Annotated in this window: 15 protein-coding genes; 5 read left to right on the top strand and 10 right to left on the bottom strand. The window is 64.0% G+C overall.

All coding sequences use genetic code 11. The features are described from left to right. Positions 1–78: 78 nt before the first annotated feature. Together QSV36_RS03290 and QSV36_RS03285 are read right to left on the bottom strand one after the other, a co-directional pair. On the bottom strand, positions 79–840 hold the full coding sequence (locus QSV36_RS03290) for a YdcF family protein (protein WP_289129801.1): 762 nt from the start codon (positions 838–840) through the stop codon (positions 79–81). Between the two features lie 137 nt (positions 841–977). Further along, positions 978–1,292: a hypothetical protein gene (locus QSV36_RS03285; RefSeq protein ID WP_170032865.1), complete on the bottom strand. Its 315-nt coding sequence runs from the start codon at positions 1,290–1,292 to the stop codon at positions 978–980. 227 nt (positions 1,293–1,519) lie between these two features. Here QSV36_RS03285 and leuS point away from each other — a divergent pair, with 227 nt between their 5' ends. The 5 genes from leuS to QSV36_RS03260 all read left to right on the top strand — a co-directional run bounded on the left by leuS (position 1,520) and on the right by QSV36_RS03260 (position 7,616). Continuing rightward, the gene (gene leuS / locus QSV36_RS03280; RefSeq protein ID WP_289129798.1) at positions 1,520–4,126 is read left to right on the top strand and encodes a leucine--tRNA ligase; all 2,607 of its coding nucleotides are present in this window, start codon (positions 1,520–1,522) and stop codon (positions 4,124–4,126) included. 61 nt (positions 4,127–4,187) lie between these two features. Next, positions 4,188–4,793, top strand: coding sequence for an LPS-assembly lipoprotein LptE (locus tag QSV36_RS03275; protein WP_289129796.1), 606 nt, complete (start codon positions 4,188–4,190; stop codon positions 4,791–4,793). A 39-nt stretch (positions 4,794–4,832) separates the two neighbouring features. After that, a complete protein-coding gene (gene holA, locus QSV36_RS03270) occupies positions 4,833–5,870 on the top strand; it encodes a DNA polymerase III subunit delta (RefSeq protein WP_289129793.1) in 1,038 nt (345 codons plus the stop codon). Between the two features lie 204 nt (positions 5,871–6,074). Further along, on the top strand, positions 6,075–6,239 hold the full coding sequence (arfA, locus tag QSV36_RS03265) for an alternative ribosome rescue factor ArfA (protein ID WP_016489355.1): 165 nt from the start codon (positions 6,075–6,077) through the stop codon (positions 6,237–6,239). Between the two features lie 60 nt (positions 6,240–6,299). Next, positions 6,300–7,616, top strand: coding sequence for a lytic murein transglycosylase (locus QSV36_RS03260; protein ID WP_289129789.1), 1,317 nt, complete (start codon positions 6,300–6,302; stop codon positions 7,614–7,616). Between the two features lie 33 nt (positions 7,617–7,649). Here the strand turns inward: QSV36_RS03260 and QSV36_RS03255 are convergent, their stop codons facing one another. The 8 genes from QSV36_RS03255 to rodA form a co-directional block, all read right to left on the bottom strand. After that, entirely contained in the window at positions 7,650–8,588 is a 939-nt protein-coding gene (locus QSV36_RS03255) for a S66 peptidase family protein (RefSeq protein WP_289129787.1), read from the bottom strand. Positions 8,589–8,720: 132 nt separating this feature from the next. After that, the gene (gene lipA / locus QSV36_RS03250) at positions 8,721–9,737 is read right to left on the bottom strand and encodes a lipoyl synthase (protein WP_225779368.1); all 1,017 of its coding nucleotides are present in this window, start codon (positions 9,735–9,737) and stop codon (positions 8,721–8,723) included. A 2-nt stretch (positions 9,738–9,739) separates the two neighbouring features. Beyond that, entirely contained in the window at positions 9,740–10,387 is a 648-nt protein-coding gene (lipB, locus tag QSV36_RS03245; RefSeq protein ID WP_289129783.1) for a lipoyl(octanoyl) transferase LipB, read from the bottom strand. After that, positions 10,387–10,662 (bottom strand): DUF493 domain-containing protein, encoded by a 276-nt coding sequence (locus QSV36_RS03240; RefSeq protein ID WP_085625758.1) that lies wholly within the window; start codon positions 10,660–10,662, stop codon positions 10,387–10,389. The genes lipB and QSV36_RS03240 overlap by 1 nt, the downstream gene beginning before the upstream one ends. A gap of 73 nt (positions 10,663–10,735) precedes the next feature. Continuing rightward, on the bottom strand, positions 10,736–11,896 hold the full coding sequence (locus QSV36_RS03235) for a D-alanyl-D-alanine carboxypeptidase family protein (protein WP_186672699.1): 1,161 nt from the start codon (positions 11,894–11,896) through the stop codon (positions 10,736–10,738). A 270-nt stretch (positions 11,897–12,166) separates the two neighbouring features. After that, positions 12,167–13,168: a septal ring lytic transglycosylase RlpA family protein gene (locus QSV36_RS03230; RefSeq protein ID WP_289129773.1), complete on the bottom strand. Its 1,002-nt coding sequence runs from the start codon at positions 13,166–13,168 to the stop codon at positions 12,167–12,169. Beyond that, the gene (mltB, locus tag QSV36_RS03225; RefSeq protein ID WP_289129771.1) at positions 13,168–14,178 is read right to left on the bottom strand and encodes a lytic murein transglycosylase B; all 1,011 of its coding nucleotides are present in this window, start codon (positions 14,176–14,178) and stop codon (positions 13,168–13,170) included. Before mltB ends, QSV36_RS03230 begins: the two co-directional genes overlap by 1 nt. A 17-nt stretch (positions 14,179–14,195) precedes the next feature. Further along, the gene (rodA, locus tag QSV36_RS03220; protein ID WP_225780751.1) at positions 14,196–15,299 is read right to left on the bottom strand and encodes a rod shape-determining protein RodA; all 1,104 of its coding nucleotides are present in this window, start codon (positions 15,297–15,299) and stop codon (positions 14,196–14,198) included. Between the last annotated feature and the right edge of the window lie 13 nt (positions 15,300–15,312).

The following is a 15,312-nucleotide window of genomic DNA, read 5'->3' as shown; positions in this document are numbered from 1 at the left end:
CCACCGCTGTCGAAGCCTGTGAGAATCCTGTGGGAGCGGGTTTACCCCGCGAAGAGGCCGGTACACGCAATACAAGGTTCAGTAGAACAGCCGATATCCCACCAACCCCACCACCTCGTTGAGCAACTGCCCGCTCTGCCACAGCGCCCGGCTTTCCGGCAGCAAACCGGCAAACGGCCGCGCATGATCACGCCCGAGGAACCCGACCGGCGCCGGCACCACTTCGAACCCCGCCTGCTCGAAACTCCAGCGCGAGCGCTGCATGTGCCACGCCTGGGTCACCACGACCACCCGGCGGATTCCCAACGGCTGCAGCAGCCTGGCCGACAGCCGGGCGTTCTCCCAGGTCGTACGGCTGCCCTCCTCCCGCCATTTCACCTCGACGCCGAAATCTTCCCGCAGGCATTCAGCCATCAACCGCGCCTCGCTCGGTGGCGAGCCATAGTGCAAGCCACCACTGGTCAGCACCGGCAGGCCCGAGGCCTTGGCCAGCCGTGCGGCAAAGCGCATGCGCTCCAGGGCGATGGCCGTGGGCTGGTCGCTACCGCCCCAGGCCGGGTCACCGCGTTCACGCCCGGCCCCCAGCACCACGATGGCATCTGCCCGGCTTGCCAGGCCCGCCCAGTCATTCACTGCCAGCGGCGGCTCCGTCTCCAGCACCCGTGCCGTTTGCTGCATCACCAGCGGCAAGCTCATCAACCACAGGCCGGCCAGGCCCACGACAAAGCACAGCGCAGCCAGCCGCGGCCGTCGCGCGCGCAGCCACCACGCCGCCAACAGCAGCAGGAACAGGATGCCCGGTGGCATCAACCATTGTTTGATGAAGAATCGGACAGCCATCGGCCACACCTCCTGGTCAGGCGTGCAGCCTAGAAGGATCGACGCCGGTCAACAAGGTTGCCGCCGGCGCCGATCATGATATGTGCAAGGTTGAATGAACCGGCGCCCTGTAGCCTGCGCCTGGCGTCCCTGAACGGCTAGCGATGCGGCAGCGTCCTGGATCTCGCCGAACTGGCGGGGCGTTTCTTGTCCTTGAGCCAGATGATCTTGGCCGATGTCGGCTCCGCTTGTGGGTAACTGCCGACACAGGCATTGTGGCGCTCCGGGAGGGAATCCAGGTAGGCCTTGATCAGTTCGAACTCCGCATGGCTCAGGCCACGCAACTCCAGTTCGGCTGGCATTTCGTCGCGCAATCGCACCGAGGTCCTGGCCACTTCCAGTGCCAGGCCAAGCCGGTCGATCAAGCGTTCGTATAGCTCCGGTTTGATTGCGGGTAGCTGCGTCTCTCCCATCCGTTCACCTCATTGAAGATAAGAATATCTCCCCCCACACCTGAGCTTAGCGTTGTTGCGAAAAGCAGCCGCGTGCCGCGACCAGCGGGCATAAGCAATGAAGGTTTCCCACGATGCGCGGCGCTGCTGTATGCTACGGCGTTCACTCTAAATGAAGCCGGAGTGCCGGACGCAGCGAGGTTCCGCTGCCTGGAACAAGGTCTCTTTCCTCTCAGCAAAAAGTAGCCATGCACGAACAATACACGCCCCGTGATATCGAAGCCGCCGCCCAGAAGTTCTGGGACGAGCAACAATCGTTCGCTGTTACCGAACAGCCAGGCAAGGACACCTACTACTGCCTGTCGATGTTCCCGTACCCGAGCGGCAAGCTACACATGGGCCACGTGCGCAACTACACCATCGGTGACGTGATTGCCCGCTACCAGCGCATGCTGGGCAAGAACGTGCTGCAGCCGATGGGCTGGGACGCTTTCGGCATGCCCGCGGAAAACGCGGCGATGAAGAACAACGTCGCCCCGGCCAAGTGGACGTACGAGAACATCGACTACATGAAGACCCAGCTCAAGAGCCTGGGCCTGGCCATCGACTGGGCACGTGAAGTCACCACCTGCAAGCCTGACTACTACCGTTGGGAGCAGTGGCTGTTCACCCGCCTGTTCGAGAAAGGCATCATCTACCGCAAGAACGGCACCGTGAACTGGGACCCGGCGGACCAGACCGTACTGGCCAACGAGCAGGTCATCGACGGCCGTGGCTGGCGTTCGGGCGCGCTGATCGAGAAGCGCGAGATCCCGATGTACTACTTCCGCATCACCGACTACGCCGACGAGCTGCTGGAAAGCCTCGACGAGCTGCCGGGCTGGCCTGAACAGGTCAAGACCATGCAGCGCAACTGGATCGGCAAGTCGCGCGGCATGGAAGTGCAGTTCCCCTACGACCAGGCCAGCATTGGCCACGCAGGCACCCTCAAGGTCTTCACCACCCGCCCCGACACGCTGATGGGCGCCACCTACGTCGCGGTCGCCGCCGAGCACCCGCTGGCCACCCAGGCCGCCCAGGGCAACCCGGCGCTGCAGGCGTTCATCGACGAATGCAAGAGCGGCAGCGTTGCCGAAGCCGACATGGCCACCCAGGAGAAGAAGGGCATGGCCACTTCCCTGCTGGTCGAACACCCGCTGACCGGCGAGAAGCTGCCGGTGTGGGTCGCCAACTACGTGCTGATGCACTACGGAGACGGCGCTGTAATGGCCGTGCCGGCGCATGACGAGCGTGACTTCGAGTTCGCCCGCAAGTACAACCTGCCGGTCAAGGCGGTGGTGCGCACCAGCGCCGGCGACGAAGTCGGCAGCGAATGGCTGGCCGCCTATGGCGAGCACGGCCAGCTGATCAACTCCGGCGAGTTCGATGGCCTGGACTTCGCCGGCGCCTTCGACGCCATCGAAGCGGCCCTGATCCGCAAGGAACTGGGCAAGTCGCGTACCCAGTTCCGCCTGCGCGACTGGGGCATCAGCCGCCAGCGCTACTGGGGCTGCCCGATCCCGATCATCCACTGCCCGTCCTGCGGCGACGTGCCAGTGCCGGAAGACCAATTGCCGGTCACCTTGCCGGAGAACGTGGTGCCGGACGGTGCCGGTTCGCCACTGGCGCGCATGCCGGAATTCTACGAATGCAGCTGCCCGAAATGTGGCGCCGCAGCCAAGCGCGAAACCGACACCATGGACACCTTCGTCGAATCGTCCTGGTACTTCGCCCGCTACGCCTCGCCGAACTACGAAGGTGGCATGGTCGACCCGAAAGCGGCCAACCACTGGCTGCCGGTCGACCAGTACATTGGTGGTATCGAACACGCGATCCTGCACTTGCTGTACGCGCGCTTCTTCCACAAGCTGATGCGTGACGAAGGCCTGGTTACCTCGAACGAGCCGTTCAAGAACCTGCTGACCCAGGGCATGGTGGTCGCCGAAACCTACTACCGTGTGGCCAGCAACGGCGGCAAGGACTGGTTCAACCCGGCCGATGTCGAGGTCGAGCGCGATGCCAAGGCCAAGATCATTGGCGCGCGCCTGAAAACCGACGGCCTGCCGGTGGAAATCGGCGGCACCGAGAAGATGTCGAAGTCGAAAAACAACGGCGTCGACCCGCAATCGATGATCGACCAGTACGGCGCCGACACCTGCCGTCTGTTCATGATGTTCGCCTCGCCACCCGACATGAGCCTGGAGTGGTCCGATTCCGGCGTCGAAGGTGCCAGCCGCTTCCTGCGTCGCGTCTGGCGCCTGGCCCAGGCCCACGTCGCCCAGGGCCTGCCGGGCAAGCTGGACGTCGCCGCCCTGGACGACGCGCAGAAGGTCATCCGCCGCGCCATCCACGCCGCCATCAAGCAGGCCAGCACCGATGTCGGCCAGTACCACAAGTTCAACACCGCCATCGCCCAGGTAATGACGGTGATGAACGTACTGGAAAAGGCCCCGCAGGCCACTGAACAGGACCGCGCCCTGCTGCACGAAGGCCTCGAAGCCGTCACCCTGCTGCTGGCCCCGATCACCCCGCACATCTCCCACGAGCTGTGGCAACAGCTGGGTCACCAGCAGGCGGTCATCGACGCCAGCTGGCCAGCCGTCGACGAAGCGGCCCTGGTACAGGACACCGTCACCCTGGTGGTGCAGGTCAACGGCAAGCTGCGTGGCCAGGTGGAAATGCCGGCCGCCGCCAGCCGTGAAGAGATCGAAGCGGCTGCGCGCAGCAACGAGAACGTCCTGCGCTTCATCGATGGCCTGACCATCCGCAAGGTCATCGTGGTACCGGGCAAGCTGGTCAACATCGTAGCCAACTGATGGCAACGCCCGCCCGCAGCCACTGCGGGCGGGCGGAACAGGCCCACAAGGGAGCAACAACATGATCAAACGCAATTTGCTGGTAATTGGCCTGGCGGTCATGCTCAGCGCCTGCGGTTTCCAGCTGCGCGGCACCGGCTCCACCGAGCTGAGCGTGAAGGAGATGGACGTCAGCGCACGCAACGCCTACGGCCCGACCGTGGTGCAGCTGCGTGAAACGCTGGAACGCAACGGCGTCAACGTGCACGCCGGCGCACCGTACCGCCTGGTGCTGACCAACGAGCAGGAGCGCGAGCGCTCGGCAACCTACAACAGCGGCAACCGTACCGCCGAGTACGAGCTGACCACCGTGCTGAACTACAGCATCCAGGGCCTGAACAACCTGGAGCTGACGAGCGACAAGCTGGAAGTGCGCAAGATCTACCTGCGTGACGGCTCGAACATCACCGGTTCGGAGCAGGAAGCCAACCGCGCCCGTGAAGAAATGCGCCGCGATCTGGTCAATGCGATGATGGCTCGCCTGCAGCTGCTGACTCCGTCGCAGCTGGACGAACTGCAGCGTCAAGCCGATGAGCGTGCCAAGGCCGAAGCCGCCGCGCTGGAGGCTGCCCGCCGCCAGCAGGCCGAAACGCCTCAGCAGTCGCCACTGGAAGTGCCGGGCAACTAAGCCCGAACGGGGTACCTTCGGGTACCCCGCCTGCTCGCCATGAAGCTCGCCCCCGCCCAACTCAACAAGCACCTGCAAGGCGCACTGGCACCGGTCTACGTGGTCAGTGGCGACGACCCGCTGCTGTGTCAGGAAGCCGCCGACGCCATCCGTAACGCTGCCCGCCAGCAGGGCTTCGACGAACGCCAGGTGTTCAGTGCCGACGCCAACTTCGACTGGGGCACCTTGCTTCAGGCCGGTGCCAGCCTGTCGCTGTTCGCCCAGCGGCGCCTGCTGGAACTGCGGCTACCCTCCGGCAAGCCCGGTGACAAGGGTGCCGCCGCGCTGATGGAATATTGCGCCAACCCCGCCGAGGACACCCTGCTGCTGGTCAGCCTGCCCAAGCTCGACGGCAGCGCGCAGAAGACCAAGTGGGGCAAGGCGTTGATAGAAGGCCCGCATTGTCAGTTCATCCAGATCTGGCCGGTGGATGTGCAGCAGCTGCCACAGTGGATCAACCAGCGCCTGCAACAGGCCGGCCTGTCGGCACAGCGTGACGCCGTCGACCTGATAGCTGCGCGCGTCGAAGGCAACCTGCTGGCGGCCGCGCAGGAAATCGAAAAGCTCAAGCTGCTGGCCGAGGGCAACCAGATTACCGTGGAGACCGTGCAAGCCGCTGTCGCCGACAGCGCCCGCTTCGATGTCTTCGGCCTGGTCGATGCCATTCTCAATGGCGAAGCTGCGCATGCCCTGCGCATGCTCGAAGGCTTGCGCGGTGAAGGCGTGGAGCCCCCAGTGATTCTCTGGGCGTTGGCCCGTGAACTCCGCCAACTGGCCGGCCTGGCCCAGCAGTTCAGCCAGGGCGTGCCGCTGGACAAGGCCTTCAGCCAGGCGCGCCCGCCGATCTGGGACAAACGCCGGCCGCTGGTCAGCAAAGCCCTGCAGCGCCTGTCGGCCCAGCGTTGGGCGCAGTTGCTGCAGGATGCCCAGCGTATCGATGCGCAGATCAAGGGGCAGGCCGAGGGCTCGCCGTGGACCGGCCTGGCGCGGCTGGCGCTGTTGATGGCTGGACAGCGGCTGGCACTTCCCCCGGAGTAACTGAGGCCGCTGTGGGAGCGGGCGTGCCCGCGAATCAGGCGACGCGGTGGATGCCACCGGCTTCGCCGGTGTTCGCGGACACGCCCGCTCCCACAGGGCTGCAAAGCAGCCCCAGCCTCTCGACCATATACACAATCAATTGGCCCCTGATTACCCAGGGCCCTACAGTGCGCGGCGAAACCCACCCAACCGGGGAACCCCGCCATGAGCAAAAAGCCGAAAAAGCACGGCCCCAACAAGGCCAAGTCCATCGTCGCCCAACCCCTGTTCCGCTGCCGCCAGGAACGACCGGACAAGGGCAAAGGCAGCTACCGCCGCGAAGCCTTCCAATCGAGAGATTGGGAGGCTTCCTACTTTTTGGCCGCATGAAAGCATCGCAAGCGCAGGCATGATATGGTCTTCACCTGACCTGCAATTCTGGATCTGTGCATGCTTCTCAGTCTTCTCCCCCGCTGGAAAACCCGTCAGCTGCTTGCGGCCTCCAGTTTCATCCTGCTCGTGGCCTGCGCAGAAAAGCCCACCGCCGCCGATGCCCTGCCGCTGGCCCCCGCCCAGCCCGCCCCGGTGGTAACCCTGCCTGGCACCACGCCCGACGTCAGCACTGAAATCCAGCCTCTGCAAACCTTCGCCCAATGGCAAGCCGGCTTCCGCCAGCAAGCCCTGCAAGCCGGTATCGCGCCGGATACCTTCGACCGCGCATTCCTTGGCATTACCCCCGACATGGACGTGATCAAGGCCGACCGCAGTCAGCCGGAGTTCACCCGCCCGGTGTGGGAATATCTCGAAGGCGCCCTGTCACCGCTGCGCGTACGCAACGGCAAGAAGCTGCTGGAACAGCATGCAGACCTGCTTGCGCTCATCGAACAGCGCTATGGCGTCGACCGCCAGGTACTGGTTGCCGTGTGGGGCATGGAAAGCAACTTCGGCCAGTTCCAGGGCAACAAGTCGGTCATCCGCTCGCTGGCTACCCTGGCCTATGAAGGGCGTCGCCCGCAATTTGCCCAGGACCAGCTGATCGCTGCACTGCAGATCATCCAGCATGGTGACATCCAGCCTGAGGCCATGCGTGGCTCGTGGGCCGGGGCCATGGGCCAGACCCAGTTCATCCCGACCACCTATAACACCCATGCCGTGGACTTCGACGGCGACGGCCGCCGTGACATCTGGAACAGCACCCCGGACGCCCTGGCATCGACCGCGCACTACCTGCAGAGCTCTGGCTGGAAGCGTGGCCAGCCTTGGGGCTTCGAAGTGCAGGTACCGCCAGGCTTCGATTACTGGCAAGCCGATGGCTCGCTACGCAAGCCGGTGAGCGACTGGCTGGCGCTGGGCGTGAAACTGCCTGCGGGCACCCAGCTGCCGGTGGGCAGCAACCAGCTGTCTGCCGCCCTGCTGCTGCCAGCGGGCGCGCGTGGGCCGGCATTCCTGGTGCTGGACAACTTCCGCGCCATCCTCAAGTACAACAACTCGTCGTCCTACGCGCTGGCGGTAAGCCTGCTGGGTGATCGCTTCACGGGCTGGGGTTTCATCGCCGGCAGCTGGCCGAAGGAAGACTTGCCACTGAGCCGCAGCGAGCGCATGGAGTTGCAGACCCTGCTGAACAGCAATGGGCATGAGGCGGGGAACCCTGACGGTATCATTGGCGCCAATACCCGCAAGGCGATCCGTAATGCCCAGCAGGGGCTGGGGTGGCCGGCGGATGGCTACCCGACCCACAAGCTGCTTGAGAGCCTGCGTCAGCAGTGAGGATCCTGGGGCCGCCGTGCGGCCCCGACAATCTCAAGCCCTGAACAGATCCTGCTCCAGTACCAACGTTTGCTCGACACTATCCAGCCGCACCCTGGCCCCCAGCGGCAAGCACACATTCGGATCACAGTGGCCACTGCGCCACCCGGCCAGCACCGGCACACCCAACGGCCCGAAGATATCCAGCAGCAACGGCGTCAGCGCCGCCGTGGTAATGCCGGCAAAATCCCCCGCCAGCACGCCCTTGATCCCTTCCAGCTTGCCCGCCAGGCGCAGTTGGGTCAGCAGACGGTCTACCCGGTACAACGGTTCGTTGACGTCCTCGATGAACAAGATACAGCCCTGTGTCTCCAGCTCGGCAACCGTCCCCAAGGTCGCCCCCAGCATCGACAGGTTGCCACCTAGCAGCGGCCCGCTGGCCACGCCCGGCAGCACGCTGGTCAAAGCGAAGTCCGCCGGGTGTGCGATCGGCGCGCCGCTGCGCAGCTGCCCGCCCAGTTGCGCCAGCAGCGAAGCCTCGGTCGGCTGCAGCTTGGCCCCCAGCAGGTCGGCATTGAGCATTGCGCCATGGAAGGTGAGCAGCCCGGTGCTGCGGTAGATGGCCGTGTGCAATGCGGTAATGTCGCTGTAGCCGATAAGCGGCTTGGGGTTGCGCCGGATCAGCTCGAAATCGAGCTGGTCGAGCAGGCGCATGCTGCCATAACCGCCACGCATGCACAGGATGGCGTCGATCGCCGGGTCGGCGAAAGCGTCATGCAGGTCTTGCAAGCGCTGCTGATCCGCGCCCGCCAGGTAGCCCTGCGCCTGGAGCGCACCCGGATAGATCCGGCAGCGGTAGCCACGATCGGCAAACCAGCGGGCGGCCTTCTGGGTATCCAGCCGGGCCGGGCCGGCGGGCGCGACGATGGCAAAGCAGGCGTCGCGCGGCAACGCCTTCGGTAAGCGAGGTTCGGTACGCTCAAGGCAATTCACATGCAACTCCTTGCAGGTCCAGGGGCCCTGATTCTGCTGGTGCGGACCGACCTCTGCCACCAGGAAACCCCATCAACAAAAATGCCGATGGCGCCTTTCGGCGCGCATCGGCATGTGTGGCCCAGCCGTTGATCAGAGCTTGATCTTGGCTTCGTGGGCTTGTTGGTCAGCGTGGTACGACGAACGCACCAGCGGCCCGGAAGCGACGTTCTTGAAGCCCATCTTGTACCCTTCCTCGGCGAACCAGGCGAAGGTGTCCGGGTGGACGAAACGCTGCACTGGCAGGTGGCTGCGCGATGGCTGCAGGTACTGGCCGAGGGTGAGCATGTCGATGTCATGTTCGCGCATGCGCTGCATTACCTCGATCACTTCGTCATCGGTCTCGCCCAGGCCCAGCATCAGGCCCGACTTGGTCGGAACGTGCGGCACCAGCTGCTTGAACTTCTGCAACAGGTCCAGCGACCAGTCGTAGTCCGACCCCGGACGCGCGGCCTTGTACAGCCGCGGTACGGTCTCGAGGTTGTGGTTGAACACATCCGGCGGCTCTTGCGCGGTGATTTCCAGGGCAACATCCATGCGGCCACGGTAGTCCGGTACCAGGGTTTCCAGCTGCACGCCCGGCGACAGCGCGCGGATTTCGCGAATGCAGTCAGCGAAGTGCTGGGCCCCGCCGTCGCGCAGGTCGTCGCGGTCCACCGAAGTGATCACCACATACTTCAGGCGCAGGTCGGCGATGGCGATGGCCAGGTTCTTCGGCTCATCCAGGTCCAGCGGCTTTGGCCGGCCATGGCCGACGTCGCAGAACGGGCAGCGGCGGGTGCAGATGTCGCCCATGATCATGAAGGTCGCGGTACCGCCGGAGAAGCACTCGCCCAGGTTCGGGCAGGATGCCTCTTCGCACACGCTATGCAGCTTGTGCTTGCGCAGCAGTTGCTTGATGCGGTCCACCTCGGGCGAGACCGGGATGCGCACGCGGATCCAGTCGGGCTTTTTCGGCAGCTCGTCGGTGGGGATGATCTTCACCGGGATGCGCGCCACCTTTTCGGCTCCACGCAACTTGACCCCGGCTTCCACCTTCTTCGGCGCTGGGCGCGCGGTGGCATCCTGGGTAGGTATCAGGTTCGGCACGGCTTCTTGCACAGTTGTCATATTCAGTCGATTCCGCCCGTGAGGGTCGTCTGCTCAGCGTAGTCGAGGTGCTTGACCAGCTGTCCGCGCAGCCTTGTCCTGACCTCGTCGAGTTCGATCGGACCTGCCAGGTCGCGCAGCTGGGTCATCGCCAGCCCCGCATAGCCGCAGGGGTTGATTCGGCGGAATGGCGCAAGGTCCATGTCCACGTTCAGGGCAAGGCCGTGGAACGAACGGCCATTGCGGATTCGCAGGCCGAGGGAGGCGATTTTCGCTCCATCGACATAGACGCCCGGGGCATCGGGCTTGGCCGCAGCCTGGATATCATAACTGGCGAGCAGGTCGATGAGGGTCTGCTCGATACGGCTGACCAGCTCACGCACGCCAAACCCCAGCCGACGCACGTCCAGCAGCAGATAGGCCACCAGTTGCCCGGGGCCATGGTAGGTCACCTGGCCGCCGCGATCGGTCTGCACCACCGGGATGTCACCCGGCACCAGCAGGTGCTCGGCCTTGCCGGCCTGGCCCTGGGTAAAGACTGCGGGGTGCTCGACCAGCCAGATTTCATCCTGGCTGTCCGGGCTGCGCTGCTCGGTGAAGCGCCGCATGGCCTCCAGCACCGGTTCATAGGGCTGCAGGCCAAGCTCGCGGAAACCGAGGCAAGCGGACATCAGAGCACCATTTTCACGATGCCGGTAGCGCGCAGGGCGCTGTTGATATCGTGCAGCTGGTTCTCGCTTTCGGCAACGATGTGCAATTGCACGGTGGTGTACTTGCCTTCCTTGCTCTGGCGCTCGGCCAGCGTGGAAAGGTCGACCTTGGCGTGCTTGCTGAGGATCTCGATCACCGTGTCACGGAAACCGACCACGGTATCGCCGATGACCTTGATCGGGTAATCGTCGCAAGGGAATTCGATCTTGTGCGACTTGACGTCTGGTTCGCTCATGGCGGAAACGGCCTCGTAAGCCGTGGCAACAACAACGCCCCCGCAGGATTCGCGGGGGCATGCAGGTCACGTATCAGTTGAACAACCCGTAGAAGAATAGACGGATGCTATCCCACATACGGCGGAAGAAACCACCTTCCTCGACGCCGTCAAGGGCGATCAGGTCGGCGCTGTGAACCACTTTCTCGTCCAGTTTGACTTCCACTTTGCCGATCACGTCACCTTTGGCAATCGGTGCAGTGAGTTGCGGGTTCATGGTCATCGAAGCCTGAAGGCGTTTCAATTGGCCTTTAGGCATGGTCATGGTCAGGTCTTCGGCCAGGCCAGCTTTGACTTCGCCAGTGGCGCCTTTCCAGACCGGTGCTTTGGTCAGCTCGGTGCCCTTCTGATAGAAGGTCTGGGTTTCGAAGAAGCGGAAGCCGTAGGTCAGCAGCTTCTGGGTCTCTGCCGCACGCGACTGCTCGCTGTTGGTGCCGAACACCACGGCGATCAGGCGCTGACCGTCGCGAACGGCCGAAGCCACCATGCAGTAGCCGGCTTCGTCGGTGTGGCCGGTCTTCAGGCCATCGACCGTCTTGTCACGCCACAGCAGCAGGTTGCGGTTCGGCTGCTTGATGTTGTTCCAGAAGAATTCCTTCTGCGAATAGATGGCGTAGTGGGCCGGGTCGACATTGATGATCGCGCGGGCCAGGGTCGCCATGTCATGTGCCGACGAGTAGTGGTCCGGGTGTGGCAGACCGGTCGGGTTCATGAAGTGGCTGTTGCTCATGCCCAGGTCGGCAGCCGTCTTGTTCATCATGTCGGCGAAGGCGTCTTCGCTGCCGGCGATGTGCTCGGCCAGGGCGACCGAGGCATCGTTGCCGGACTGAATGATGATGCCGTGCAGCAGGTCGCTGACGGTCACCTGGCTGCCCACCTTGATGAACATGCGCGAACCGCCGGTACGCCAGGCGTTCTCGCTGACGGTAACCGGATCGTTTTCACCGATCTGGCCGCGACGGATGTCGAGGGTGGCGATGTAGGCGGTCATCAGCTTGGTCAGGCTGGCCGGCGGCAGGCGCTCGTCACCGTTGTTCTCGACCAGCACGTTGCCGCTGGACGCGTCCATGAGTACGTAGGACTTGGCTGCCAGTTGCGGTGGTGCCGGCGTCATCTGCTCAGCCGCGAAGGCGGCCGGCGTGATCATCAGCAGTACGGGCAGGCAAAGTCGTTTGGCAAGGTTGGTGATGTTCATCCGTCTCTCGAAAATCGCTAATGGTCTGAATTTCCCTGGGCAAGATCATGTGCCCAGCGCCAGTCAGTCTAGTTTTGTGGCCATAGGCCTGGCCCGGCAAAATGCGGCGTTATGTCGCTGCGGGCAAAAGCCGACATTGTACATGCCTGCGCCCGGCAATTCATGACAAAACCGACAGTTTGGTGTTGCCTTCTTCGCGGGCACGCCCGCTCCCACAGGGTTTCGCATGCCCCTGTGGGAGCGGGCGTGCCCGCGAAGAAGGCAACGCGGTCAGTCAGCTGTGACCAGCTTGGCCTGCCCCAGGTTCGCCAGGCGGATGCTGTCCTGCGCCTGCTGGATCTCGCCCTGGCTGCTGATCGGCCCCAGGCGCACGCGGTGCAAGGTCTGCTGGTTGCGCACGATCGAGCTGATGAACACCGGCGCACTCACCATGCTGCTGAGCTTGGAGCGCAGCAGTTCGGCGGCGTCCGGGTTGGCGAAGGCGCCCACCTGCAGGAAGCTGCCGCCACTGTTGCCCGGCACGTTGTTGCCCCCCACCTGCACCGGCACCACCGGTGCCGCGTGCTGTTGCGGTGGCGGGGTCCATTGCTCGACGCGCCCGGTGCTGGCCGGGTTCGCCTGGGTCTGGGCCACTTGCGGCTCTTTCAGCACCATTGGCGGCGTCTGGCCACGCTGCGCCCACCATTGCTGCGGGTCGATGCCCTCGACACGCACATGCGCCGTGCCGATCTCGGCGTAACCGAGTTTTTTCGCCGCCGCGTAGGACAGGTCGATGATGCGATCGGAATAGAACGGCCCACGGTCATTCACCCGCAGGATCACGCTGCGGCCGTTGGCCAGGTTGGTTACCCGCACGTAGGCCGGCAGCGGCAGGGTCTTGTGCGCCGCACTCATGCCGTAAAGGTCGTAGAGCTCGCCGTTGGCGGTGTTCTGGCCGTGGAACTTGGTGCCATACCACGACGCAGTCCCCTCGGCGCGATAGTTGCGCGCGTCCTGCATCGGGTAGTAGGTCTTACCCAGCACCGTGTAGGGGTTGGCCTTGTAGTTGCCGGTATGCACGGTCGGCGTGGCATCGGGGATCTTGCTCACATCCACGTCCCACCACGGCGCGCCGTCCTTGTGCGCCCGGTTGATGTCCAGGCCGGGCTGGGTGCGCACTACATTACCGCTGCCTTGATGGGCCGGGCGATTGGATGAACAGCTGGCCAGCAGCACGCCAACGGTGATACAGGTCAGCAGCTTGAAAGCGTTGGTAGAGATGATTGCGCGCATTACTTGACGCCCCGTGCTTGAACCAGCTGTTCCGATAGCTGATGCACCGCCATGGCATACATCACGCTGCGGTTGTAGCGAGTGATCGCGTAGAAGTTCTTCAGGCCCATCCAGTATTCGGGGCCATTGTCGCCCTCGAGCCGGAAGGCGGTAACCGGCAGATCATCGCGCAACGAATCATGAACCGACCAGCCAAGCGCGCGCAACTCCCCTACCGTCTTCACCGGCTCGATGCCGGTGGTCAGGCCTTCGTCGGCCCGCCCGCCGTCGACCCAGGCGCGGCTGACCACGCCTTCGCCGGCCACCCAGCCGTGGCGCTTGAAATAGCTGGCAACGCTGCCGATAGCATCGTCCGGGTTGTTCCAGATATTGATGTGGCCGTCGCCGTCGAAGTCCACCGCAAAGTTGCGGAAGCTGCTCGGCATGAACTGTGGCAAGCCCATGGCGCCGGCGTAGGAGCCTTTGAGCGTCAACGGGTCGAGTTGCTCCTCACGTGACAGCAGCAGGAACTCGCGCAGCTCCTTGCGGAAGAACTCGGCCCGTGGCGGGTAATCGAAGCCCAGGGTCGACAGGGCGTCGATCACCCGGTAGTTGCCGGTGTTACGACCGAAGAAGGTTTCCACGCCAATGATCGCGACGATGTACTGCGCCGGCACGCCGTATTCCTGCTCGGCACGGGCCAGTGCCGCCTCGTGCTGGCGCCAGAAATCCACACCACGGGCGATGCGCGCGTCGGTGATGAACATCGGCCGGTAGTCCTTCCACGGCTTTACCCGTTCGGCCGGGCGCGAAATGGCATCGAGGATCGACTGCTTGCGTTGCACCTCACCGAATACAGCCATCAGCTGTTCAGGGGCAAAACCATAGTCACGGCTCAGTTCGCCAACGAACCGGGCCACCTGCGGCGAGTCCCGATAATCGCCGGCGTGGGCCAGCTGTACAGCGCCGAACAGGCCCACCGCGCCGATCCACGGCGCACAACGGGCAGCCCAGTTACGCACTGCTTGCATGAAATTCTTCACCTTATTCAAACCTGTGCGATCCATTTGCGGTGCGTGTGGATCGACATCAGAACGCCAAACGCTGACAGCAGCGTCACCAACGAAGTTCCGCCATAGCTGATGAAGGGCAGCGGCACGCCCACTACGGGCAGAAGGCCGCTGACCATCCCGATATTGACGAACACATATACAAAGAAGGTCATGGTCAGGCTGCCGGCCAGCAGCTTGCCAAACAGGGTCTGGGCCTGGGCAGTGATCATCAGGCCGCGGCCGATCAGCAGCAGGTAGACAATCAGCAACAGGCAGATGCCGACCAGGCCGAATTCCTCACCGAGCACGGCAATGATGAAGTCAGTGTGGCTTTCCGGCAGGAAGTCCAGGTGCGACTGGGTACCCAGCAGCCAGCCCTTGCCGAACACACCGCCCGAGCCGATCGCCGCCTTGGACTGGATGATGTTCCAGCCGGTACCCAACGGGTCGCTTTCCGGATCGAGGAAGGTCAGGACCCGCTGTTTCTGGTAGTCGTGCATGACGAAGAACCACATCGCCACCGCCACCGGGACCGCCGCTGCCAGCACGCTGAGGATCCAGCGCCAGCGCAGCCCGCCCATGAACAGCACGAAGGCACCGGAGGCGAGAATCAGCAGCGCGGTGCCCAGGTCGGGCTGGCGCACGATGAGGATGAACGGCACGCCAATCAGCACCAGGCTGATCGCCACGTGCTTGAGATGCGGCGGCAAGGTGCGCTTGGACAGGTACCAGGCGATGGTCGCCGGCATGATGATCTTCATGAACTCGGAGGGCTGGAAGCGAATCACCCCGGGGATGTTGATCCAGCGCGTGGCGCCCATGGCGTTGTGGCCCATCACGTCCACCACCACCAGCAGCATCACCCCGACCAGGTAGGCCAGCGGCACCCAGCGTGCCATGAACCGAGGCTCCAGTTGGGCAATGACGAACATCGAGGCGAGGCCGATGCCGAACGAGGTGGCCTGCTTGAGCAGCAGGTCCCAGTTCTTGCCACTGGCCGAGTACAACACGAACAGGCTGCCCGCCGCGAGAGTCAGCAGAATGACCAGCAGAGGGCCGTCGACATGGATGCGCTGCAGAAAGCTGGCGCGCCGACGCATCACATCCTCGCTG

It is taken from the genome of Pseudomonas sp. BCRC 81390, assembly GCF_030341915.1.
Classification (GTDB): Bacteria; Pseudomonadota; Gammaproteobacteria; order Pseudomonadales; family Pseudomonadaceae; genus Aquipseudomonas.
Note: the sequence above shows the minus strand (reverse complement) of the source record. Positions and strands in the feature narration are given on the sequence as shown.